This window comes from Mesorhizobium robiniae (assembly GCF_040545535.1).
Taxonomy (GTDB): Bacteria; Pseudomonadota; Alphaproteobacteria; order Rhizobiales; family Rhizobiaceae; genus Mesorhizobium; species Mesorhizobium robiniae.
The window spans coordinates 369976-393850 of sequence record NZ_JBEPMC010000002.1 but is presented as its reverse complement, the minus strand read 5'-3'; the positions used below and the strand labels follow the sequence as shown (position 1 = coordinate 393850).

21 protein-coding genes are annotated in these 23875 nt (G+C 62.3%); 15 read left to right on the top strand and 6 right to left on the bottom strand.

Features of this window, described 5'->3' with window-relative positions; genetic code table 11:
- Positions 1-372 precede the first annotated feature (372 nt).
- The gene (gene ggt, locus ABID19_RS06290; RefSeq protein ID WP_354488897.1) at positions 373-2106 is read left to right on the top strand and encodes a gamma-glutamyltransferase; all 1734 of its coding nucleotides are present in this window, start codon (positions 373-375) and stop codon (positions 2104-2106) included.
- 9 nt (positions 2107-2115) lie between these two features.
- On the opposite strand, the gene ABID19_RS06285 is transcribed toward ggt, so the two are convergent.
- Together ABID19_RS06285 and ABID19_RS06280 are read right to left on the bottom strand one after the other, a co-directional pair.
- Entirely contained in the window at positions 2116-2460 is a 345-nt protein-coding gene (locus ABID19_RS06285) for a hypothetical protein (RefSeq protein WP_435528693.1), read from the bottom strand.
- A gap of 334 nt (positions 2461-2794) precedes the next feature.
- Positions 2795-4966: a TonB-dependent siderophore receptor gene (locus tag ABID19_RS06280; RefSeq protein WP_354488895.1), complete on the bottom strand. Its 2172-nt coding sequence runs from the start codon at positions 4964-4966 to the stop codon at positions 2795-2797.
- A 228-nt stretch (positions 4967-5194) separates the two neighbouring features.
- Between ABID19_RS06280 and ABID19_RS06275 the strand changes: the two genes are divergently transcribed.
- The 3 genes from ABID19_RS06275 to ABID19_RS06265 are packed head-to-tail and all read left to right on the top strand — an operon-like array spanning position 5195 to position 9010.
- Complete coding sequence (locus tag ABID19_RS06275; RefSeq protein ID WP_354488894.1) at positions 5195-6070, top strand: ABC transporter substrate-binding protein; 876 nt, start codon at positions 5195-5197, stop codon at positions 6068-6070.
- On the top strand, positions 6063-8108 hold the full coding sequence (gene fhuB / locus ABID19_RS06270) for a Fe(3+)-hydroxamate ABC transporter permease FhuB (protein WP_354488892.1): 2046 nt from the start codon (positions 6063-6065) through the stop codon (positions 8106-8108). Before ABID19_RS06275 ends, fhuB begins: the two co-directional genes overlap by 8 nt.
- 20 nt (positions 8109-8128) lie before the next feature.
- Entirely contained in the window at positions 8129-9010 is an 882-nt protein-coding gene (locus tag ABID19_RS06265) for an alpha/beta hydrolase (RefSeq protein ID WP_354488891.1), read from the top strand.
- Positions 9011-9564: 554 nt separating this feature from the next.
- Here the strand turns inward: ABID19_RS06265 and ABID19_RS06260 are convergent.
- The 3 genes from ABID19_RS06260 to ABID19_RS06250 all read right to left on the bottom strand — a co-directional run bounded on the left by ABID19_RS06260 (position 9565) and on the right by ABID19_RS06250 (position 12588).
- Complete coding sequence (locus ABID19_RS06260; protein WP_354488889.1) at positions 9565-10005, bottom strand: hypothetical protein; 441 nt, start codon at positions 10003-10005, stop codon at positions 9565-9567.
- 252 nt (positions 10006-10257) lie between these two features.
- Positions 10258-11817, bottom strand: a complete 1560-nt coding sequence (locus tag ABID19_RS06255; RefSeq protein WP_354488887.1) for a GMC family oxidoreductase — start codon at positions 11815-11817, stop codon at positions 10258-10260.
- Positions 11818-11955: 138 nt separating this feature from the next.
- Complete coding sequence (locus ABID19_RS06250; RefSeq protein ID WP_354488885.1) at positions 11956-12588, bottom strand: GntR family transcriptional regulator; 633 nt, start codon at positions 12586-12588, stop codon at positions 11956-11958.
- 211 nt (positions 12589-12799) lie between these two features.
- Here ABID19_RS06250 and ABID19_RS06245 point away from each other — a divergent pair, with 211 nt between their 5' ends.
- The 10 genes from ABID19_RS06245 to ABID19_RS06200 all read left to right on the top strand — a co-directional run bounded on the left by ABID19_RS06245 (position 12800) and on the right by ABID19_RS06200 (position 22242).
- Positions 12800-13636, top strand: a complete 837-nt coding sequence (locus ABID19_RS06245; protein WP_354489482.1) for an alpha/beta fold hydrolase — start codon at positions 12800-12802, stop codon at positions 13634-13636.
- A gap of 39 nt (positions 13637-13675) precedes the next feature.
- The gene (locus tag ABID19_RS06240) at positions 13676-14815 is read left to right on the top strand and encodes an FAD-dependent oxidoreductase (RefSeq protein ID WP_354488883.1); all 1140 of its coding nucleotides are present in this window, start codon (positions 13676-13678) and stop codon (positions 14813-14815) included.
- A gap of 64 nt (positions 14816-14879) precedes the next feature.
- On the top strand, positions 14880-15473 hold the full coding sequence (locus ABID19_RS06235; RefSeq protein ID WP_354488882.1) for an amino acid synthesis family protein: 594 nt from the start codon (positions 14880-14882) through the stop codon (positions 15471-15473).
- Between the two features lie 32 nt (positions 15474-15505).
- Positions 15506-15964 (top strand): YbhB/YbcL family Raf kinase inhibitor-like protein, encoded by a 459-nt coding sequence (locus ABID19_RS06230; protein ID WP_354488880.1) that lies wholly within the window; start codon positions 15506-15508, stop codon positions 15962-15964.
- Between the two features lie 69 nt (positions 15965-16033).
- Positions 16034-16756 carry a class II aldolase/adducin family protein gene (locus ABID19_RS06225; RefSeq protein WP_354488878.1) on the top strand — a complete coding sequence of 241 codons (723 nt, stop codon included), beginning with the start codon at positions 16034-16036 and terminating at the stop codon, positions 16754-16756.
- A 110-nt stretch (positions 16757-16866) separates the two neighbouring features.
- Complete coding sequence (locus tag ABID19_RS06220) at positions 16867-18495, top strand: GMC family oxidoreductase (RefSeq protein ID WP_354488877.1); 1629 nt, start codon at positions 16867-16869, stop codon at positions 18493-18495.
- Positions 18492-19421: a 5-formyl-3-hydroxy-2-methylpyridine 4-carboxylate 5-dehydrogenase gene (fhmpcd1, locus tag ABID19_RS06215; protein WP_354488875.1), complete on the top strand. Its 930-nt coding sequence runs from the start codon at positions 18492-18494 to the stop codon at positions 19419-19421. The genes ABID19_RS06220 and fhmpcd1 overlap by 4 nt, the downstream gene beginning before the upstream one ends.
- Positions 19422-19551: 130 nt before the next feature.
- Positions 19552-20382 (top strand): ABC transporter ATP-binding protein, encoded by an 831-nt coding sequence (locus ABID19_RS06210; protein ID WP_354488873.1) that lies wholly within the window; start codon positions 19552-19554, stop codon positions 20380-20382.
- Positions 20379-21194, top strand: coding sequence for an ABC transporter permease (locus ABID19_RS06205; RefSeq protein ID WP_354488871.1), 816 nt, complete (start codon positions 20379-20381; stop codon positions 21192-21194). Before ABID19_RS06210 ends, ABID19_RS06205 begins: the two co-directional genes overlap by 4 nt.
- Before the next feature lie 37 nt (positions 21195-21231).
- On the top strand, positions 21232-22242 hold the full coding sequence (locus ABID19_RS06200; protein WP_352936986.1) for an ABC transporter substrate-binding protein: 1011 nt from the start codon (positions 21232-21234) through the stop codon (positions 22240-22242).
- A 34-nt stretch (positions 22243-22276) separates the two neighbouring features.
- Here ABID19_RS06200 and ABID19_RS06195 read toward each other — a convergent pair whose 3' ends face one another.
- Positions 22277-22702, bottom strand: a complete 426-nt coding sequence (locus tag ABID19_RS06195) for a hypothetical protein (RefSeq protein WP_354488869.1) — start codon at positions 22700-22702, stop codon at positions 22277-22279.
- A 154-nt stretch (positions 22703-22856) separates the two neighbouring features.
- Between ABID19_RS06195 and ABID19_RS06190 the strand changes: the two genes are divergently transcribed.
- Entirely contained in the window at positions 22857-23831 is a 975-nt protein-coding gene (locus ABID19_RS06190; RefSeq protein ID WP_435528692.1) for a putative B6 ABC transporter substrate-binding protein, read from the top strand.
- The last annotated feature ends 44 nt before the right edge of the window (positions 23832-23875 follow it).

The window sequence follows — 23875 nt, the reverse complement described above, 5'->3', positions numbered from 1 at the left end:
GGTCACTGGCGCAAATCAGTATCGTGCCGGAATTACTAGCATAACTGCCGGCACAAAGCAAGAACAAAATGGCTGTGCCAAGCAGGACAGGGAGGGGCGCGAAGGATCGCGGCTTCATTCCAGCTTGGGTTCCTCGCCCCACGAAAGTGGGGAAAGGTGGCTCGGCGAAGCCGAGACGGAGAGGGGACCGCGCTCTACGAAGCCCCTCTCCGGCCGCTTCGCGGCCACCTCTCCCCACTTTCGTGGGGCGAGGAACCAGGTCTTGAGAGTTCGTAGAAGGTGCAAGCCTCGCGGAATCCTCATTAATGTCAGTAGACTCAACCTCTCCAAGCGGCTTTCTTAGGCGCATCCAACGCCCCTCGGAGAACGGCCATGCACCGCCGCACCCTAATCGCAATCAGCCTTTCCATCACCTTGACCTTTGCGCCGCTGGCGGCCGCCTTCGCCGCTTCGCCGCAGCCGGCGAAGGGTGAGCATGGCATGGTGGTGACCGCCCAGCATCTTGCGTCTGAAGTCGGCGTCGAGGTGCTGAAGAAGGGCGGCAACGCCGTCGATGCGGCGGTCGCCGTTGGATACGCACTGGCTGTGGTCTACCCGAACGCCGGCAATATTGGCGGTGGCGGCTTCATGACCATTCGCTTCAAGGACGGCCGCTCGACGTTCCTCGATTTCCGCGAGCGGGCGCCGCTCGCCTCGACGAAGACCATGTATCTCGACAAGGACGGTAAGCCGGTGAAGGGCGCCAGCTTGGACGGCTATCTCGCGGTCGGCGTGCCGGGTTCGGTGGCCGGCTTCGAGACCGCACGGGAAAAGTACGGCACGCTGACGCGGCAGGACCTGATGGCGCCGGCGATCCGCTATGCCAAGGACGGCTTCGTGCTGGAGCAGGGCGATGTCGCCTCGCTCGAAGGCGGCGCCGAGCGGCTGGCCAAGGACCCGGCCGCGGCCGCCATCTTCCTGAAGCCGGACGGCAAGCCTTATGCCATCGGCGAGCGCCTTGTTCAGGCCGATCTCGCCGCCTCGCTCTCAGCCATTTCGGAGCGCGGTCGCGATGCCTTCTACAAAGGGCCGATCGCCGACGGTATCGTCAAGGCGAGCGGGGAGAAGGGCGGCATTCTGGCCAAGGCGGATTTCGAGAACTATGCAGTCCGCGAACTCGAGCCGGTGACCTGCAACTACCGTGGCTATGAGATCACCTCCTCGCCGCCGCCAAGCTCCGGCGGCGTCATCATCTGCGAGATACTCAACGTGCTGGAGGGCTACCCGCTATCCTATCTCGGCGCGGGTTCTGCCGAAACCGTCAAAGTCATGGTCGAGGCGATGCGCCATGCCTATGTCGACCGCAACTCGGCGCTCGGCGACCCCGATTTCGTCGACAATCCGGTCGAAAAGCTGCTGGACAAGGCCTATGCGAAAGAAATCCGCGAGAAGATCGATCCGTTCCGGGCCGGCGTGTCGCAGGAATTGATGCCGAAGGGTTTTGGCGAGAGCCAGGAGACGACGCATTATTCGATCGTCGACAATGACGGCAACGCCGTCGCGGTGACTTATACGCTGAACGGCTCGTTCGGAGCCGGCGTCGTCGCCGACGGCACCGGCATCCTGCTCAACAACGAGATGGACGATTTCACCCAGAAACCGGGCGTGCCCAATCTCTATGGCCTTGTCCAGGGCGAGGCGAATACGATCGCCCCGAGGAAGACGCCGCTTTCGTCGATGAGCCCGACTGTGGTGGCCAAGGACGGCAAGCCGTTCATGGTCATCGGCAGCCCCGGCGGCTCGCGTATCATCACCATCACGCTGGAAGCGATCGTCAATGTCGTAGATCACGGCATGAACATCCAGGAGGCGATCGACGCGCCGCGCATCCACCACCAGTGGCTGCCCGATACGGTCTATATCGAGCCGTTCGGCCTGTCGCCGGATACCGAAAAGCTGCTTGCCGGCTTGGGCTACCACCTCGATGTCACCGAGACGACCTGGGGCCAGGCGGCTGGCATCCTGGTCGGCGGCAAGAGCCTGGCCGAGATCGAAAAGGGCGGCGGCGCCCGCTACAATGGCGCCATCGACAGCCGCGCCGCATCCGGCGAGGCAATCGGATATTGATTTGCCTGGTCAGATGACCAAGGTGATGGTGGACGCAATCAGCATCACCGCCGCGATGCCGACAAACACGGCATAGATACGGGGCCGGTCGAGCAGGAGCGCATTTCCGGATATCCAGGCCGCGGTGGCGCCGCCAAGCGCGTAAAGGAAGCCGTTACGGTGCCCCAAGGCCAGGGATGCGGCCATCAGGCCGCCGATGATGAGGGCGCCGAACACGATGATCACGGCAACCGCGTATTTCTCGAAATCGTTGCTGGCCACAGCCGGGCCCATCGCGTTCAACGTCGACAGGTCGTCCGGGTCGAAGGGGTTGGCCGACCCATATTCGTCTTGACCGACAGGCTCGCGCATCATTCATTCTCCTTGAAGCGGCAACAAATCACCAAGCCTTGCCGAGCGCAACTGGATCGCGCTGCGTGGAATGCGATCGGCACGGTCTTCAACACTTTCTGGCGGCGGCTTGCTACCGGTTTTTTGGATTTATGTTGGGTCGTCCTGCCGTTCCAGGGGGATCTGTCCAGCTGGAATCACCAGTCGGAGCCGTTTCAGCATGCAGTGCGTTCATGGAGGAAACATGATGCCGGAGCATCGGACCCAAAGTGGGGCCGGTTTGCGAAAATCCGTGTTCAGAAAAAAGCTCGAGCGGCGGTACGAATCGATTCGTCCGCCGCTCTGGAGCTGGATGCCTTTAGAACTTCATGCTGAGGCTGCCCTTGATAACGCGGCCTTCGCCATAGATGCAGCTGAGGTCTTCATTGCTGCCGGCCCTATAGCAGGTCGAATAGTAGGTCTTGTCGAACAGGTTGGAGACGTTGAGCGCGGCCTGCCAGCCATTCTTCTTGTAGCGCAGTGCTGCGTCGACCAGCGTGCGGCCGGGCACACTGACTGCGTTCGCGTTGTCGCCGAAGCTTGCACCAATGTACCGCACGCCCGCGCCGACGCTTAAGCCCTCAAGCGTTCCGTTGCCGACCTCGTAATTGGCCCACAGCGAGGCCTGGTGTTCCGGCACCATCGACGGGCGATTGCCAACGACGTCGGTGGTATCGCTGGTTATCTCCGCGTCGAGATAGGTGTAGGCGGCAGTCATGCTCAGGCCGAAAGCAAGGTCGGCATTGGCCTCGATCTCGAGGCCGCGATGGCGGACTTCTCCGGTCTGGACCTGGAAGAGGGGATCACTTGGATCGGTCGCCAGCACGTTGGTCTTGCGCAGGTCGAACAGCGAAGCAGTGATGAAACCGGGGAAGAAGCTTGGTTCGTACTTTACGCCGACTTCGTACTGCTTTCCCAGCGAAGGCTGGAATGCACCTCCAAACTGGGACTGGCCGATATTGGTGGTGAAGGATTCGGCATAACTGGCATAGGGCGTCAGACCGTTGTCGAAGAGATAGCCGACGCCGATATTGCCGGTGAAGGGGTGATCTTTCTGATCGTAGCTACCTGCGCTGCTGAGCCGGTCCCGGTTGGTATTGTCAACCCAGGCCTGCCTGCCGCCGAGGGTCAGGATCCAGTGATCGTCGATCTTGGACTGGTTCTGCGCATAGAGACCGACCTGGCTAATCGTCTGCACGCGATCCGTAATAATCAGGCTCGGCGGCGTGATCGGGATTGAGTAGTCCGGGTCCAGCGTGTCGAGCGGCGGACCCTCGCCGTAACCATTTTGCCCGTCGACCGACTGCCTGTTGTAGTCGAGACCGAACAGTAGCTTGTTTTCGACGGAGCCGAAGTTCGCCTTGTATTCGGCCTGGTTGTCGACGCTGAACAGCCTCGCCGTTTCTTCCACCGTGAACAGCGTGCGCGCCATCGTATGGTCGTTGATCATGTCTGGGCCGCCAAGCCATTCGCCATAGTAGAGCTGGCGGTAATCGGTCTCCTGCTGCGAATAGCGGAGGTTTTGCCGCACCGTCCAATTGTCGTCGAACTCATGGCTGAACTGGTAGCCGATCGAGCCGTGGTTGGCATCGAAGCGGTCGAAGTCCGGCGAGCCGGTGAAGAAATTGCGCGGCAGATTGCGGTACTCCGCCGGCAGAAACTGAATCGGCGTCAGCCGGTCCCACTGATAGTTGGCCAGGATGGTCAGCGAGGTCTGCGCATCCGGCTGCCATGTCAGCGCCGGCGCGACGAAGATGCGATCGTTGCGCGAATAGTCGGTTTGGATCTCCCCGTTGCGAACCAGCCCGGTCAGCCGGTAGGACCACACGCCGGCATCATCGATTGGCCCGCCGACATCGAGCCCGGCCTCGACCGTGTTGAAGCTGCCATAGCTGAGGAAGCCGTCATAGATCGGCGTACCCGTCGGCCGCTTGCTGATCGCGTTGACCATGCCGCCGGGCTCGTTCTCGCCATAGAGAACCGAGGACGGCCCCTTCAGCACCTCGACGCGCTCCAGTCCGTAGGGCTCGATCTTGAATCCGGAGAAGTCGATCACTTTCTGCGGCAGACCATCGCGGTAGATCGCCGAGGTGCAGAGGTCGAAGCCGCGGATCAGGCACTGGTCGAAGCGCTGGTCAATGCCCCATGGCGAAGTGGTGACGCCGGCAAGATAGGACAGCGCGTCTTCTAGCTGCCCGGGCTGGCGGTCGTCGAGCTGTTTGCGGGTCACCACCGATACCGACTGCGGAATTTCCCTCAGCGGCGTGTCGGTCTTTGAGCCGGTGGTGGTGTTCTTGGCGATATAGCCGTCATCCGGGCCGATCGGGCTGTCAGTCTGTCCCTCGATATTGATCGGGTTGAGCTCGACCGTATCTTCCTGCGTGAAGGCCTGGGTGCAGAGCAGGGTCGAGAGGCATATCGCAGCGATGAGGGTGCCTTGGCTTGGAATGCCGTTTCGCCGACCTGCCGCACGATATGCGCCCAACCTCATCGCGATCACCCTCACCGTCTGCGAAGCGCGCGGCATCGATTCGGCCTGCGCAACAAATGTTGACTCTCTTACTCATCTTCAATGTTGACTATTAAAGTCATGTTTCATAGTCAACCGGTATCGACGAACGCCAGCCAAATTGCGGAAATGCCCACACCGCGATGAAGAGAGAGACCAAGGACCGTGCCTGAACGTCACATCCAGACGGCCATCCACCCTGGCAACCGAATGACCCGGCGCGCGGCGTTCGGGCTTTTCGCGCTGCCCTTCACCGGCATTGTGCTCTCGACGGTCGAGGCGAAGCCGCTGCGCATCGTCTGCCTGGATGACGGGCTGGCCGAGACCTTGCTCATGCTCGGCGTCAACCCGGTGGCCATCGCCGGTCGCGACGTTTGGGAGAACTGGGTGGTCGAACCGCCGCTGCCGCCGGAGATCGCCGATGTCGGGACCTTGCTGGAACCCAATCTCGAACTGCTGCAGCAGCTTGCCCCGGACATCATCCTGGCGATGCCCTATCTCGACGGCATCAAGCCGCTGCTCGAACGCGTCGCGCCGGTGACGACGATCGGGCTCTATACCGAAGCGGGACAGCCCTATCAGCGCGCCATAGAGGCAACCCGCCAGTTGGCCAGGCTTGTCGGCAAGGAAAGGGAAGGCGAGGCGCTGATCGCTGCGACGGACGCCTATTTTTCCGAAGTTCGCCGGGAGCTGGCGCCGCTTTCGGCCCGACCGATCTATGTCGTCAGCTTCTTGGATCCGCGCAACGTACGCGTCTACGGCAGGAAAAGTCTGTTTCAGGAGGTGTTCGACCGTATCGGGCTGCGCAATGCCTGGACGGGCGAGACTAATTATTGGGGGTTTTCGACCGTCGGCATCGACGGTCTGGCGACCGCGAGCGACGCGCGCCTTGCCTATCTCGAACCCTTGCCCGAGGGCGCCGGCGGCACGCTGACCGAAAGCCCGGTCTGGAATGCCATGCCCTTCGTGCGCAACCGCTCGATCATGCGTCTTCCCGCCGTACTGATGTTCGGCGCGCTGCCGTCAGCCACCCGTTTCGCCCGCGTCTTGACCAAGGCGATGAGCGGGGAAGCTGCCCGTGGCTGAGGACGCAACAGCCTTGGTGGAGGGTGGCAAGCTGGCTGCCCAGACATGGCCGCGCCGCATGTTCGGCAATCAGCCGGTGGTCGCGATCCTGCTCTGTGCGGTGCTGTCAGTGGCAGCGGCTGCGGCAACTGTCTCCAATCTCACCGTGCAGCTGCCTTCGGCACTTTGGCTGCAATCGCTCACCGCCCCCGATATCGACGACATGCAGCAGGTTCTCGTCCACTATGCCTTCCTGCCCAGGCTTGCGGTCAGCCTTTTGTGCGGTGCCGCGCTTGGGCTAGCCGGGACCGTTCTGCAGCAAGTCTTGCGCAACCCGCTGGCCTCGCCGGAAACGGTCGGCGTCTCGGCCGGCGCCTATCTGGCTTTGGCCTTGGCGACGCTTCTGGCTCCCTCCCTGCTTGCCTACGGCCGCGAATGGGTGGCGCTAGCCGGCGCTTTCGTCGCCATTGCAGCCGTCTTCGCCCTGTCCTGGCACAAGGGCCTGTCGCCGCTTTCCGTCGTGTTGGCGGGGCTTGTCGTCAGCCTTTATGCAGGCGCGATCGGGGCAGCCCTCATCGTGCTGCGGCACGAATGGCTGACCAGCCTGTTTATCTGGGGCGCCGGTTCGCTCGGCCAGCAGGACTGGACGACGACGCTTTGGCTGTTGCCGCGCATCGGTGCCGCGGCTTTGGCGATCGGCCTGATGGTGCGGCCGCTGACCCTGCTTGGCCTCGACGATGAAGGCGCGCGCAGCCTCGGCCTTCCGCTTGGCGTATATCGCTTCGCCGGGCTTGGCGCGGCCGTCGCGCTGATCGCTTTCGTCGTCGCTGCCGTCGGCGTGGTCGGCTTCGTCGGCCTGGCGGCGGCGTCCCTTGCCCGCATTTGCGGCGCGCGCCGGCTGAGCCAGCGGCTGGTGATCGCGCCGCTCATCGGTGCAGCACTGTTGTGGGCCGCCGACCAAGCGGTGCAATTGGCGACCGGGCCGCAAGGCGACCTGCTGCCGACCGGCGCGATCACAGCCCTGCTGGGCGCGCCATTGTTGCTGTGGTTGCTGCCTCGCCTTGCGCTTGGCCTCGAGGTTCCGGCACTCACCGCGGAGCGCCTGCCCAGAATAGGCCGGCCCGGCCTCGTGCTGGCGGCGATCGGCCTGTCCCTGCTTCTGCTGCTCGGGCTGGCCTTGCTCTGCGGGCCGGGGCCGAATGGCTGGACGTTCGCCTTCGGCGATCAATTACAGCCCTTGCTGTCATGGCGGTGGCCCCGCGTGTCCGCCGCGTTTGCCGCCGGCGCAATGCTGGCGCTTGCCGGCCTGATGATGCAGCGGTTGACCGGTAATCCGATGGCGAGCCCCGAGGTGCTCGGCATCAGCGCCGGTGCGGCGCTCGGCATGATGATGGCGCTGTTTTCGCTCTCCGATGCGGGCCGCTCGGGCCAGACCGCGGCGGCAACCGTCGGCGCCTTTGCCGCTCTGCTGGTGACCCTGGCGATCGGGCGGCGCGCCGCCTATGCGCCAGAGCGCCTGCTGCTGGCCGGTGTGGCTTTGACGGCACTGTTTGACGCGCTGATCCTGGTGCTGACCGCCACCGGCGACCCGCGCGCCGTGAAACTCCTCAACTGGCTCACCGGCTCGACCTATGGCATCGATGCTGGGGCCGCGCTTCTGACCGGCGCCATCGCCTTTTGCCTGTTACTGCTCGCCCCGCTTTTCCTGCGTTGGCTGGATATGCTGCCGCTCGGCCACTCCGCCGTCCAGTCGCTTGGCGTCGATGTGCCAAAAACCCGGCTTCTCGTGCTGCTGATGGTCGCCGCGCTCACGGCTTCGTCGACGCTGATCGTCGGTCCGCTGACCTTCATCGGCCTGATGGCGCCGCATCTCGCCCGTCGCCTTGGGTTCGCCCGTGCGCTGCCGCAAGCCGCCGGCGCGGTGCTGGTTGGCGCTTTGATCATGGTCGCCGCCGACTGGATCGGCCGCACCGTTATCTTCCCGCGCCAGGTTCCGGCCGGGCTCGTCGCCACGCTTATCGGCGGCCCGGTGTTGATGTGGTTGCTGCGCCGCCGCTGATCCCGATGCAAGAGGCACCGATGTCCGAACGACTGATTTCGACACCCGCTTTGATCGCCGACACCACAGTCCACGATCTTGTTCCCGCGCGCGGCGGTGAACCCTATCGGATATTCCTGCATGTGCCGGCAAAACCAGAGCCACAGGCCGGCTGGCCGGTTCTCTACATGACCGACGGCAACGCCGTGATCGGCACCGCCGTCGACGCCATCCGCGCGCAGGCGGGTTACCCGCTCGGCACCAATGTCGAAGACGGGATCATCGTCGCCATCGGCTATCCCGTGGCAGGCGCCTACGATCCGCTCAGGCGCTCATGGGACCTCGGTCCGCCACCGGGCAAGACCTACCCGCCATTCCATGATGGCGGCCCGGAGGTCAGGACCGGCGGGGCGGAAGAATTCCTCGCCTTCATCGAGGACGAATTGAAGCCGTGGGTGGCGAGCCGCGCCAGGATCGACAGCGGCCGGCAGGCGCTTTACGGCCACTCCTTTGGCGGGTTGTTCGCGCTCTATGCCCTGTTCACTCGCCCTCTCACCTTCCAGACCTGGATCGCGGCCAGCCCAGCCATCTACTGGGAGGATCGCCTCATCGACCGCTTTCTCCAGTCGTTCGAAACCGCCGTGCCGGATGGCTTGAAGGCGCAGGTGATCCTGTCGGCCGGCGAATACGAGACGGAAAAGCTGGCGCCTTTCCAGATCGGCGCTGCGGACGAGGCAAAGCGCCTGGAGCACAAGAAGGAGACGCGCACCGACGAATTCGCGCGCCAGATGACGGAGCGCCTCAGCGCAATCCCCGGCCTGAGCGCCAGTTTCGAACTGCATGCCGGCGAAAACCACATGTCCATCCTGCCGGTCACGGTCAACCGTGCCGTTCAGGCGGCGTTCGCGGTGCATCATCCCTAAACACAAGGTGCTCGGGCGCGCCGGCGCGGCGCCGAGGGCGCCTCTGCCGGTCGCGGATCCAGATGTGTACCCGATATGAGGCCAGCTTGTTGACCATCGGGCCTGGCAAAGGCTCGCCCTCGCAAGGGCCGTGTTTGACAATGTCGGTGGGGAAGATTGGCCGGCGCCACTTTGGGGGGGCGTTGGGGTAGATTGCCTGATGGGCGCCGGCCAGGCGGAAATCAGGTCCGCCGCAAGGAAACATAGCAGGAATGGCGAGGTATGGCAGTGGTGTGATCGCGGAAGATGGTTCGCGCTTCCCGGATGCGGTGACCCATTATGGGTCAACATGTCTGGCACCTGAATTGCACCGTAGGCAATGCCGGGCAACACCCCGGCAATCGTCCCCGAATATGGGGCCTCGCCGCTTCGCAAATGGAGCGGCGGGCCTTTTTTGGTTGGCGCGCGGCGCATGGATGATTGAAACTTTCAGCCGGATTTAGCCATCGCCACGCCGAGGCGAGCGCGGCGCCGGCTGAACCCAAAGTCAGGTTTTCGCAGCACGCCTGGATTTACTATGCGGCGGGAGCCGGCGGCAGTTCGAACAGGTTGGCGCCATTGTCCTGGCCTCGTTCGACATAGCCGATTATTCGAAACCACTTTGCGACGTCCGGTCTCTGGAGCCAGCTGCGCGAGTGAATGGGGAGGTTGCCGGCAAGCGCCTGGATGTGGCGAATGTGCCGCTTGCAGAAGCGAACGGTCACGGCACTGAAGAAATCCTCCTGCGCGGCAAATAGCGTATCAGCGGCGTCGCTATGCTCGTGCCACGCGATGATCGCCACCGTGTCTTCGCCCTGGACAAGCGCGTGAGCACGGCCTTCTTTCAAGTTCATCATCAGATTGTCGTACGCGATCTTGCTGTCCTTGCCGGCCGCGGCGTACTCGTCCGAGATCCGCTTGGACAGATCACTGAAAACAGCTTCCAGATCTCCAACCGTTGCTGCGCGTGCTCTCATTTCTCCTCCTCGAGCCCCGGCAGGCAGTTTGCCCTAAGGAAGGGGGATCACCAAGCAAATCAAATCCGTCATTTGTCCGGTGCGAGCAAAGGTGTTTCGCCGGACGAGCCCAACCGTGTCGGGCGCAGGTAATGCTTGAAAGGCGGCGGGAATGCTACGCGACATGCCGTGTGGAGGCCATGCGCGGACGAACCCGATTGGCATGCTGGTGAGCAACACATGAGTGGAACCGGTCCAGACTTGAACCGTGAATTAGACCATGTCGTAGGCCACAGTCCGAGCGAACGTCTCGGCGATCGCGAGAACCGCAGCATGAATTGGACCGCTTGTAAGGCTAGGCATGATCGAAGCATCTACGATAAAGAGATTGTCGAGCGCTTTTAACCGCAAATCCGAATCGACGACAGCATCCGCATCCTTGCCCATCCTGCAGGTGCCGCAAGGATGATGGTGGGTGATGACCGACTGCGCTACGAAGTCGTCTATCTCGGCTACACTGTTCAGAGTCCCCGGCAGGAGTTCCCGCTCTCGCCAATCGGCGAGTTCATCTCGATGCCCGACCGCCCGTGCCGCCTCAAGAGCTTGGCGAAACAGTTCGCGGTCGCGACCGGTTTGCAAGTACGCGGGGTCGATGATCAGTCGATCGCCGATCTCTGCCCCGCTTATACCTATGCTGCCGCGACTCGTCGGATGGGTGATCCCGAACAGCAGCGAGTACGCCGTGCCGGCGGCGGGTGCCTGGAAGCATTCCGACACGATCGGAGCGATGCCGCAACCGACTACTATTTCAGGCTGCCCGTTAGCGGCGAAGGTGCCCGCTCGCATGTAGGCCATCGACTCGGAATGCTGGAGGCGTGACGGAGGAACCGGCTTGCGGGCTGCGTAAAAGTTGCCGGCGCCAAGCAGGTGGTCCTGCAGGTTTCGACCGACCCCCGGCATGTCGATCACACAGCCGACGCCCGCTGCGTCCAGCTTACCTTGCGGACCTATGCCCGAGCGCATCAGCAAAGCCGGACTTTCCAGTGCTCCTGCACAAAGCACAACCTGATCCGCAAAAGCTTCGACCAAACCCTGTCGCCCAACGATTTCCAGACTGCAGACCTGATTGCCGTCCAATTTGAGCCGCCGCACCCGGGCTTGCGTAAGGATGGTCAGGTTTGGCCGGCTTCGAACAGCTGGCGTCAGCCATGCGTCCGCCACTGTAACCCGCCGCCCGTCACGAATATTCAAGGAGTTGGGGGTAACACCGATCATCTCCCCGTTGTTGTGGCCCTGAAGCCGAGGCAGACCCAGCGATGCGCCTGCTTCAATGAAGGCGCGAGCAACCGGACTGACTTCATCCGCCGGCAAATAGACCGGCAACGGCCCCTCCTTGCCATGGATGCCGTCGCCACCAAGCGGGTGGTCTTCGATAGCCTGGAAAACAGGCAGAAGTCCCTCCCAACTCCAGCGGCTATCACCAGTCGTATCGGCCCAGGCCTGGTAGTCGGAAGGATGACCGCGCATATACCCCATGGCATGAAGGCAACTCGAGCCGCCGACCAACCGCCCGCGCGCCCAGCGATGTACCCGTCCCGCAGTCCCGGCTTGCGGCTCCGTGCGATAGTCCCAATCATAGTCGCGGCCCTGAAGCAGCGGCCACGCGGCAGGGTTCCATATGTCGGGATCCGCTGCCTCTGCGCCTGCCTCGATCAGCAGCACGCGGCGGGCTGGATCCTCGCTCAGCCGTGCTGCCAGCAACGCGCCAGCCGAGCCGCCGCCGACGATGGCAATATTGCAGTCCAGTCTCCGCTCAACATTGGCACTGGTCATCATCACTCCGTCTGGCGCTTACATGGCCCGGTAGCCGGCGTTCCGGTGTGGTGAAGGCCGGCGCACGGATCCGCATTAGGCGGATAGTCTCGATACGCAATATCGTGAACGGACGCGCCGTCAGACGCTTTCGACAACTCAAACTGCGCCGTCCATGGATCTCTTGGCGGCGGCTTTTGCCTTCAGGACGTGCTGCCTCGAGGCCTTGCGGGCGGCTTCCTCGTCGCCCGCGGCGATGGCTTCGACTATCTCCCTCATCTCCGTCAGGCTGCTTTGTGCTCTGCCTTCCAATGACATGGATCGTCCTCGAAAGAAGCTTATCCTGGCCACCAGACCGCGATGGACTTCCTCCAGGACCGGATTCCCGCAATTGGCCAGTATGATCGAATAGAAATCCGCGGCCGTCATCACCTGCGCCAGGCTGTCATTGCTGGAGGCCGCCTGTTCGAACGCGGACAGGGATCGCTTGAGTTCACGCAATTGTTCGGGGGAAATTCTCAAGGCGCATCGTCCCGCTGCTTCGACTTCCAGCAGCTCTCGAACTTCATAGATGGCGGTGGCCACCTCCCACGAAAGTGCCGGTATCGAGGGTCCGCGGTTGGGTACGATCTCGATCAGGCGCTCGGCCTCGAGACTGCGCAGGGCTTCCCTGAGGGAGGGGCGGCTGATGCCGAGTTCCGTGCACAGCTGACTTTCGATAAGCCGGCTTCCCGGCTGAAACAGCCCGGAAAAGATGGCCAGCCGTAGCTTGTCCACCGTCTCCTGCTGCACGGTTCGTGGCGAGATTCGAAAATTGAAATCTACGGGCATGGGTCAGTTCTCGTGGGCCGCCGAGTCGTTGTTGAGCATGATACGCCCGGCAGTGGGAGTTTGACAGCGGGATAGTCAGATTGTCAAATATGAAGATTGTCTGACAATCCTCTTGACGGGCATTGGCTTCCTATGATCCTTTTGCAGGGCACGGGCAGTGGCGGCAAGGATCATAAGCATGGCGGCAGATAGGCCTTCCGATCATTTGGACTCGCGACGTCTAGACATTGGCCGCATCGCCTTGAACGTGCGCGAGCAGGGCAACGGCCCATTGATGCTGTTCTTCCATGGAATAACCTCCAACTCCGCCGTCTTCGGGCCGCTGATGGCCAAGCTGTCCGATCGGTTCACGACCATTGCGGTTGACCAGCGGGGACACGGTCTCAGCGACAAGTCCGAAAGCGGCTACGAAGCCGATGACTACGCGGACGACATTGCCGGCCTGATACGGGTTCTCGACCGGGGCCGTGCCATCCTGGTCGGACATTCGCTCGGTGCCAGAAATTCCGTCACGGCCGCAGCGAAATACCCGGACCTGGTGCGGTCGGTCGTCGCGATCGACTTCACCCCGTACATCGAGACTGAAGCGTTCGACGCGCTGGAAGCGCGAGTGAACGCCGGGGACCAGCTTTTCGACAATGAAGCGGCCATCGAAGCGTATCTCGCCGGGCGCTATCCCAACATTCCCGCCGATGCCATCAAGATCAGGGCCCAAAGTGGCTATCAGCCGGTCGAAGGCGGGCTGCGGCCGCTGGCCTCCCCCGCGGCTATGGCGCAGACCGCCAGGGGCCTTCGATCGGACCTGGCGCCGGCCTATCGGGAGGTCACGAAACCTGTTCTCATCGTTCGGGGTGAGGCAAGCAAGCTGGTTTCCGCGGCGGCTCTGGCCAAGACAAGTCGCCTGCGGCCCGACCTGCCTGTCGTCGTCGTTCCGGGCGCCGACCACTACGTCAACGAGGTCTCTCCGGAGATTAGCCTGAAAGCCATCACGAACTTCATAGACGCCTGACAGCCAAGTGCCGACCTTTGTATGCAGCGAGATCAGAAAATGGCCAACGTAAATATAACTTCCGGCAAAACGCGTCGTGCCCAGATCGCCGGCGGCGGCTTTGCCGGCCTGACAGCCGCCATCGCTCTCAGGCAGAATGGCTGGGAGGTGACGCTGCACGAGAAGAGCTCTGAACTTAGGGCATTCGGCGCGGGCATATATCTCTGGCACAATGGCCTTCGCGTGCTCGAAGCGCTGGGTGCGCTGGACGACGTTCTTCAGGGCTCCCACACGCCTCCGACCTACGAGACGTGGATGCACAACAAGTCGGTCTCGAAGGAGACGTTTAACGGTCTCCCCTGGCGCATCATGACCCGGCGCCATCTGCACGATGCTCTGGTCAGTCGCGCTCGTGCCGTAGGTGTCGAGATGCGCGTCAATTCCGAAGCGGTCACCGCCGATCCGAAAGGTCGCCTTACCCTCGGTACTGGCGAGGTCCTGGAAGCCGACCTGATCGTCGGCGCCGACGGCGTCGGCTCCAAGGTCAGAGATTCCATCGGCTTCAAGCAGGATCGATGGAGCGCCACGGACGGTATCATACGCCTGATCGTGCCCCGCAAGAAGGAAGAGCTCGGCGATGGCGAGTGGGATAACACCATCGACATGTGGAACTTCAGCCCTCGGGTTCAGCGCATCCTCTATTCGCCCTGCAATAAGAAGGAACTTTACCTCGGCATGATGGCTCCGGCGGCCGATCCGCGCGGATCGCGCGTTCCGATCGATCTCGAGGTCTGGGTAGAGATGTTTCCGTTCCTCGAGCCGTGCCTCGTCGAAGCGGCGAAGCTCACGACCGCCAGGTACGACAAATACGAGACGACCAAGCTGGATAGCTGGACGAGAGGCAAGGTCGCGCTGGTAGGCGATGCCGCCCATGCAATGTGCCCTGCCCTTGCGCAGGGCGCGGGTTGCTCGATGGTCAATGCCTTCAGCCTGTCGCAAGACGTGGAGGCGGTTGGGTCCGTGGAGGACGCGCTGGTCGAGTGGGAGAAGCGCATCCGCCCGATCACCGATCGCTGCCAGGCTTTATCCGCCGATTACGCCGCGAATCGCTCGCTCTCGAAAGGAAACATGTTCACGCCGGCGGCTTTGGAAGCTGCCCGCTACGACCCAATCCGCCGCGTCTACTCATGGCCGCAGTAGCATCGGGCAACACGGGTCGAAAAGCTCGGCCATACCAAAAGCGCCTTCCCTTCAGGAGACGAGGATGACCTATTCTAGCGAAGTCGAAAAACACTATGAGGTCAGGGGGTGGTATTCCTCGGTCCAGGAAATCCGTCATGACGGCGGCAAACCGGGCGACAGCCTCGTCAAGATTGCGGCGGGCGTTGTCATACGCAATCCGTTTGCCGGAAAGTTCCTCGCCGAGCTGTCCGATCTGACGAATCCAAGCGCGGCCATAGGCCATGCGCTCGGTGAACGCGCCGTCGCCCTGCTCGGCAACAGGCAGGTGGAAAGCTATGGCAAAGGCGGTATCGCCGGCATCGCCGGCGAACAGGAGCATGTCGTCGCGTGCATCACCACGGTGTTCGGCGATCCGCTGCGCCAGCAGGTGGGTGGTGGCAAAGCCTGGATCTCGTCGGTGAGCAAGGTTGCTGTGGCCGGGACCACCATCGACATCCCGCTCGCCCACAAGGACGAGCTCTACATCCGGTCCCATTACGATGCCGTCACCTTTTGCGTGCCGGATGCCCCGCGCCCGGACGAGCTTCTGATCTGCGTGGCTGTCGCATCGGGTCCGCGTGTGCATCAGCGCGTCGGCGGCAAAACCGTCGCTGACCTCAAGGCTGCCGCTGTCTAGTCGATCGAAATTACTGAAAGGACGAAGTTTCCATGCCCCTGAACATCAAGGACCTCAAAATAACGTCTGGGGACTTCCAGCCGCTCGGCAAATTGCGCGACGAGCATGCGGGCGACAAGGGCAATGTATTGCCCAAGCTAAAGGTCAGCGGCGTCCCGGCAGGGACGAAAGAGCTCGCCGTCATCTGCCACGATCCGGACGCGCCATTGCCCAACGGTTTCACGCACTGGGTCGTCTACGGCATCGCTCCGTCGACCACCGACCTCTCGGACGCGCAGGAAAAATTTCGCGTGGGACCCAACGGCGCCGGCGGCATGCAGTATTACGGGCCTCAGCCGCCCGTGGGCCATGGAGAGCATCACTACTACTTCTGGGTCTATGCCCTGGACACTGAGGTCGAAGGGACGCCCACCAGGGAGGAGTTCCTCCAGAAATATGCCGGCAACATCATCGAGCAAAACCGGATCGTCGGCATCTACGAAAACAAGTGAATTCCTGCATCGGCGATCAATAACAACAATAAATATGATCGCGGATGCCATGCAACGGGAGAATTTGAAATGGCAGAGAATAAATCCGTCCACGCCAAGGTTTTCGAGGAGCTGGTTACGGCCACGAAAATCTTGGTAAACGAAGGGATTATGGATACTTTCGGCCACATCAGTGCCCGTGATCCGGAGGATCCCGAAAGCTTCTTCCTGGCACAGAAACTTGCTCCAAGCGTGATAACGGTCGATGACTTCCAGCGCTTCAACCTTGACGGCGAGACGTCGGACAATCGCCCCTCCTATCTGGAGCGCTATATCCATAGCGAGATCTATAAGGCGCGTCCCGACGTTCAATGCGTGCTCCACACCCATTCTCCGGCCGTGCTGCCTTACTGTTTCGTCGACCAGCCGCTTCGGCCCGTCACCCATATGGGCGCCTTTCTCGGCGATGCCGTCCCCGTCTACGAGATCCGCGACAAGCACGGCGACGAGACCGATCTCTTTGGCAACAGCCCGAGCGTCTGTCGGGACATCGCCGAAAGCCTCGGAAGCTATCCTGTCGTTCTCATGGCGCGTCATGGTGTCGTGAATGTAGGCAGTTCCGTCAGGCAGGTCGTCTTCCGCGCCTTCTATCTTGAGCAGGAAGCGGCAGCGCTCACGGCCGGCCTGCGGATCGGCACGATCAAGTATCTGTCGCCGGGCGAGATCGATACGGCGGGAAAGCTTGTCGGCGCGCAAATCGACCGGGGATGGGATCATTGGTCACAGCGTCTCAGGCAGGCAGGCCTGGCTTAGTGCCCCTGCCTTGAGGATTGCTTGGACCGTCCTGGTCTTTGCCAGGATTTTCCGGACTCCGTTCCAATAGTTCCCTGACGCAGGGCGTCAGACGAAGGCAATGAAACACCATGCCGCACGCGGAAAGTTACGATTACATTATCGTTGGGGCCGGATCGGCCGGCTGCGTGCTCGCCAACCGGCTGAGCGCTGATCCGAGATGTTCGGTGCTGTTGCTGGAGGCCGGCGGCTGGGACCGTGACCCCATGATCCATATCCCGCTTGGCTGGGGCAAGATCCTGACCGAGCGACGCCATGACTGGATGTATTTCTGCGAGCCGGAAGACAATGTCGGCGGGCGTAGGGTCGAGTGCGCGCGCGGCAAAGTCATCGGCGGATCGTCCTCGACCAATGCAATGGCCTATGTCAGGGGAAATCGCGGCGACTACGACCGCTGGGCCGCCAGCGGGCTCCATGACTGGTCGTATGACAAGGTGCTCCCCTACTTCAAGAAGCAGGAAAGCTGGGAAGGCGGAGAAAGCCATTTTCGCGGCGGAGCCGGCCCGGTCAACACTCAGTTCTGCCGTTACAAGGACACCCTGATCGACGCCTTTGCGCAGGCCAGCGTCCAGGCAGGCTATGAGCAGACGGACGACTACAATGGCGAGCTTCAGGAGGGTTTTGGCCGCCTGCAGATGACGATTGCAAAAGGTCGGCGCTCGTCGACCGCATCAGCCTATCTGCGGCCGGTGCTGAAGCGGCCAAACCTGACAGTCCTGACAGAAACGAATGCTACCAAGGTCGTGCTGGAGGGTGCGCGCGCCACGGGCGTCACAATCAACCACAAGGGGGGTGAACGCACCGTCGTCGCGCGCAAGGAAGTGCTGCTTGCCGGCGGCGTGATCAACACGCCGCAACTCATGATGCTGTCGGGCATAGGCGCCCAGGAGGAGCTTGCTGCTCACGGTATACAGACGAGGGTCAACCTGCCCGGGGTTGGCAAGAACCTGCAGGATCACGTCTCGGTCATTCTGATGTACCGGCGCCGGACTCCAGGCCCCTTCCTGCGCAACATGCGCGCCGACCGCATCGGGCTCGATTTCCTCAAGACTTACCTCACGGGACGAGGTTTTTCGGCGGATGTGCCCGGCGGGGTGGTCGCTTTCCTGAAGAGCGGTCCGGCGCGACCGTTGCCGGATGTGCAACTGCTCTTCACGGCGGCCCCGCTCGCCGCATGGCCATATCTCAAGCCGTTCAAGGCACCGTTTACCGACGGCTTCGCAACGCGGATCGTGGCGACACAGCCTGAAAGCCGGGGGGCGGTGAAACTGGCGTCGGCTGATCCTTCCGCGGCGCCTCTGATCCACCAGAATTTCCTCGCCTCGCCGAAGGATTGGGAGTCCCTCAGGGCTGGCTTCCGGGTGGCACGGGATCTCGCGGCGCAGCCCTCCATGCAGCCCTTCATCGAGGCGGAGTTTTTTCCCGGCCCGAACTGTCAGAGCGACGACGAGATCGACGAGCATATCCGCCGGACCTCCATCACCGTGCATCATCCGGCCGGGACTTGCCGGATGGGGGTCGATGCAGCCTCGGTCGTTGACCCGGAATTGCGCGTTCGCGGCCTCCAAGGTCTCAGAGTGGTGGACGCTTCCGTCATGCCCGACCTGGTCTGCGGAAACATCAATGCGGCAGTGATCATGATCGCCGAGAAAGCCGCCGACCTCATCGCGAGCTCAAAAGAAAGCGGGGCAGTGCAATGATCCGACGTATCGCCGTCATCGGTCTGGGGACGATGGGACCGGGCATGGCCGCCCGGCTCGCCAGAGGCGGTCTGCAGGTCGTCGCCTACGACGTTGCCCCGGCAGCGATCGAGCGCGCGCGATCCATGCTGAGTGTGGCCGAAACCGTTCTCGACTCGCTGGACATCGCGCCTCCGCCGGCCGGCGTTGGGACCGTTCGATTCACGGACGACATCGCCGACGCGGTGTCCGGCGCCGACCTGGTCATCGAGAACGTTCCTGAAAACATTTCGGTGAAGGCCGATGTCTATCGCACGATCGACGGGCTGATAGCATCCGATACGATCGTCGCGTCCGACACGTCGGGTATCCCGATCACCAAGCTGCAGGAGCATATATCGCATCCCGAGCGGATGGTGGGCATGCACTGGTCGAACCCGCCGCACATCATCCCGATGATCGAGGTGATCGCCGGCGAGAAGACCGCGCCGCAAACCGTGGCGACGATCCGCGACCTGATCCGCTCCATCGGCTTGCTGCCGGTGGTGGTGAAGAAGGACGTACCGGGCTTCGTCGAAAACCGCGTCCTCTATGCACTGCTGCGTGAGGCGGTCGACCTGGTCGAGCGCGGCGTCATCGATCCGGAAGATCTCGACACCTGCGTCTCGTGGGGCATTGGCTACAAAATCGCCGTTATCGGACCTATGGCGCTGCTCGATATGGCGGGCCTGGATATCTACAAATCCGTCTCGTCCTTCCTCAACGCCGATCTTTCCAATCGCGACGATGTCGCGCCGATGGTGTTGGAAAAGACGGAAGCGTCGAAGTTCGGCATCAAGTCGGGCGAGGGCATGTTCTCCTATACGCCCGAGCAGGCCAAGGCGCTGCAGAGCGAACGGGCGCGCAAACTCGTTGCGGTGCGGCGCATCCTGGAAGGTCGGGAGTAGCCGGTGGTGTATCGTTCTCACAGGGTCAGCAGGGCTGGGGAGGTCGCCACGGCGGCCATCCCAGCCATGTGTGCCTTTCCGGATCGAACGGTCCGGCCACGGCTGACGGCAGCGAATGGAGCGGCAAGCCATGCGCATTGAAACCATTCGAGCAGCCGACGGCCAGCCGTCCCGTATCCGCCATGACGACCTGATCTCGGCCAAGGGCGTTTCGGTGGTCTTGGCCAGGCAGCAGGTTCTGCAGAATATCGACCTTTCAGTACCGGAAGGGTCGTTTGTCTCGCTTATCGGTCCTTCCGGGTGCGGCAAGAGCACGTTGCTCAAGGTTCTGGCCGGGCTTGCAAATCCGACAAGCGGCAGCGTTTCGATCGCCGGGCTTTCGCCGGTGGAGGCGGCGCGCAAGCGCATGATCGGCCTCGTCTTCCAGGACGCCAACCTGCTTCCCTGGAAGAATGCCGTCGACAACGCATCGATGCTGCTCAGCATTGCTGACAAGTCGCTCTCACGCGCCGAGTTGCGGGCGCGCGGCCAGGAGATGCTGGAACTGGTGGGCTTGGGCGACAGCGCTCACAAGCGCCCGCATGAATTGTCCGGCGGCATGCGCCAGCGCGTCGCCATTGCACGCGCACTGGCGCTCGATCCGGCTGTGCTGCTGATGGACGAGCCATTCGGCGCGCTCGACGCCATTACCAGGGATTCGATGGGCCAGTCGCTGCTGGAGATCTGGCAGCGCACCGGCAAGACCATCGTGCTCGTCACCCACTCCATCGACGAGGCCATTCATTTGTCCCTCCATGTCCATGTTATGGGGATCAAGCCGGGGCGGATCACCGAGAGCCTCGACGTTGAGCTGCCCTATCCGCGCGATCTGTCGGTGACGGAGGATCCGGAGTTCGTCAGGCTGGCGGTTCAGTTGCGGACGATGTTGCGCGCCAGCCATCAACCGGGGGGCGTGTCGTGAGCGATCAACCCGTCACCAATCTCGCGCAGTCGCGGCTGGCCTCAGGCTGGAGTGCGGCGACAGCCAGCTGGCTTCCGGCGGTCATCCTTCTGCTGGCGACGATCATGGTGTGGGAAGCTGCGGTGCGGATCTTCGCCATATCCGCATTCATCATTCCCGCCCCGTCCGAGATCGCGCGATCACTGGTCGCGCAATGGGGAACGCTGATGCAAGCGACATTGGTGACGGCGGGCGAGATCCTGTTCGGTTTCCTCGTCTCCGTCGTGGTCGGCATCGCCATCGCACTGATCATCGTGCGCTTCGACTGGCTGGGGCGAGCGCTTTATCCGCTGGTGGTGCTGTTCCAGAATGTGCCCAAGGTTGCACTGGCGCCGATCTTCATCCTTTGGTTCGGCTACGGGCTCGCGCCCAAGATCGGGCTGATCCTGGTCATCGCCTTCTTTCCGGTGACGTTGTCGATGCTGGCGGGTATGCAGTCGGTCGATCGCTCGCTGCTGTCGCTGATGAATTCGGTCGGCGCCAGCCAGACGCAGATCCTGTTCAGGATCCGTGTCCCGCATTCGCTGCCGAACCTGATGGCCGGAACCAAGATCGCTGCGACGCTCAGCGTCATCGGCGCCATCGTTGGCGAATTCGCCGGCGCCTCGGATGGGCTCGGCTACGTCATCCAGTTCGCCTCGACCCAACTCGACACCGCACTGGTCTTTGCGGCCCTGTTCCTCGTTTCGGTGCTGGGCATCGCCTTCTACTACGCAGCCGAAATTCTCGAACGCATCGTGGTGCCGTGGGCACCGAAATTCAGCCAGTCCTAGTTTTCTGGGACAGTCAAAGTCAGGAAGGATCGATCGAATGCTGAGACGCTCACTGATCAAGGCAGCCACGTTTGTAGCCTTTGCCGGCGCGGTCGGCTTCTCCGGCGTGGCGCTGGCGAAAGACACCGTCAACGTCCAGCTCGACTGGGTGGTGCGCGGCAATCACGCCATGTTCTTCGTCGGCAAGGAAAAGGGCTTCTTCGCCAAGAACGACATCGAGGTGGCCGAGATCCGGAAGGGCTCCGGCTCGCCGGACGCCATGCGGTTGGTGGGCAACGAGAACGCGGATTTCGGTTTCGGCGATCTTCCAACCCTCGCCGTCGCGCGGTCGCAGAATGTCCCGGTGGTGGCGTTGACGGCCGTCAACCAGCATTCGCCGCTGGCGATCATCTCGCTCGCCAAGACGGTGAAGCTCACCAAGCCGGCCGATCTCAAAGGTCTTACAATCGGCATTCATCCGGCCGGCTCAACCTACATCTTCTTCAGGGGCTTCCTGGCAGCCAACGGTCTGACCGAGAAGGACATGACGCTGAACAGCGTATCACCGCCCTACGAAAGCTACCTGCTTCTGGGCCGGGTCCAGACCGTCGTCGGCTATGTCGACGCCGAGGTTCCCGAGCTTGAGGCCAAGGCCGGCGGTCCAGGCTCGCTCAGCATCATGATGGGCGCCGATTTCGGCTGGAAGGCCTACGGTTCCGGGCTGTTCACCTCGCAGAAGATGATCGAGGACAAGCCCGAAATCGTGGCCCGCTTCGTCAAAGCGTACAGGGAGGCGTTCGACTATGTCGTTGCGCACCCCGAAGAGGCAGCCGAGATCACTGCCAAGGCTGTACCCGGTTACGCGGACAAGAAGGACGTGCTGTTGGCGCAGATCAACGCCGATATCGCGTCGACCTTCACCAGTCCGGACACCAAGGAACACGGCCTTGGCTGGATGACGAAGACGCAGTGGGAGGAAACGCTGAAGACCCTTACCGTCCAGGGCGTGCTCAAGTCGCCTCTGTCCGCTGACGACGTCTTCACCGATAAATTCCTGGCGAAGGAATAGGCGCGGTGCCCCGGTCGGACCGATCAATGCGTGGCTACCTGCACACCAGCCTGTCCTCGGCCAAGCTGCAGGACACGTTGCGCATGCCCTTGGTCGCGTCGGTGCGGTCGAGCGTGATCTGCACGCGGGTCGCGTACGCCCGGCCTGAGAGACCGCACCATAGCCGCTCGACCGGCAGGTTCTCGCGTTTGTCGTTGAGAATGGTGAAGGTGCCGGTCTTGGCGTCGAACCAGAGTTCGATGCGAGCGCTCGTGCCCGGCTCGACCGTCGCGATCCCGGCCGAATACCAGTGGGCCAAGTCGGCATTGCAAGACAACCCATCATTGCCCGCATTCGAAATAGTCAACGGCACCATGTCGAGCCCTTCGGTGCCGGTGCGGACGATGACATCGTGCAACTCGACGGCGTTGGCGAAGGACGTGAACGCCAGCGCCGCCGGAAGGAGATAACGGATCTTCACTTTGCCTGAGCTCCATAGGGTGAATTTATCAGGCAGTCTATCTCGCTTATGCGCAATAACAATAAGAATATTGGTTGGTCAATCAAACAGAGAGGGTAACATGTTTAAGCTTCTGAAGAGCAATGTAAGTGCAGTTATATTGAGTGGAGCCTTGATGGGTGGCGCGCTTGCTGGCGAAGTCAAATCGATCGCTATCCTGACGCCTGAAGAAGGCACCGACTACGGTTGGAACCAGCAGGGCATCGATGCCGCCAACGCGGCCGGCAAGGCCGCCGGCGTCGAAGTGGTCGTGGCCCAGGGCCTCGGCTATGGCGATGTTCGTCCCACGTTGCGGGAACTGGCGTCCGACGGCGCCAGCCTGCTGATCGCCCACGCCAGCGGTTACAACACCTCGGCGCCTGAGATCGCCAAGGAGTTGAAGGTCCCGGTGGCGATCGTCGATACACCGACCGGCCTGGAGAAGGGTCTCGTCGCCGACTACACGCTGAGTGGTCACGAGGGCGCATATCTCGCCGGCCGTCTCGCCGCCAAGACGTCGCGCTCCAAGTCGGTCGGCATCGTCGTGTCGGGCGAACCGCCTTCGTGGAATTCGCAGTCGGCGGCGTTCGCGCAAGGCGTGAAGGCGGAGAACCCCGACGTCAAGATCACTTATGCGGTGATCGGTCCGGCCGCCTACAGCGATGCGGCCGGGGGCAAGCGCGTAACCGAAAGCGTGATCGCGTCGGGCGCCGACATTATCTTCGGCCAGGGCAATGGTTCGAGCTTCGGCATGCTGCAGGCGGTTGAGACGACCAAGGCGGCTGACGGCGGCAAAGTCTATTTCATCGACGTCATCGGCGACAAGTCGCCGATCGACAAGGGCTTCCTGCTGTCGTCGGTAGTGTGGAACATCGAGCCGGTCTACGCGGCGATGATCGCCGATCTCAAGGCCGACACGTTCGGCACCAAGAACTACACGATCGGCCTCAAGGACGACTCGGTCAAGCTGCTGCAGACCGCTGCGATCCCGGATGATGTCTGGAAGGATATCCAGGCCCTGCGCGAAGACGTCATTTCCGGCAAGATCAAGGTCGATCCGATCTATGACGCGACCGCCGTCAGGGCGCTGATGACAAGCGTCGCCCAGTAAGGCGAGCACAGGTCATCTGCCGGAGGGGCGAGCGATCGTCCCTC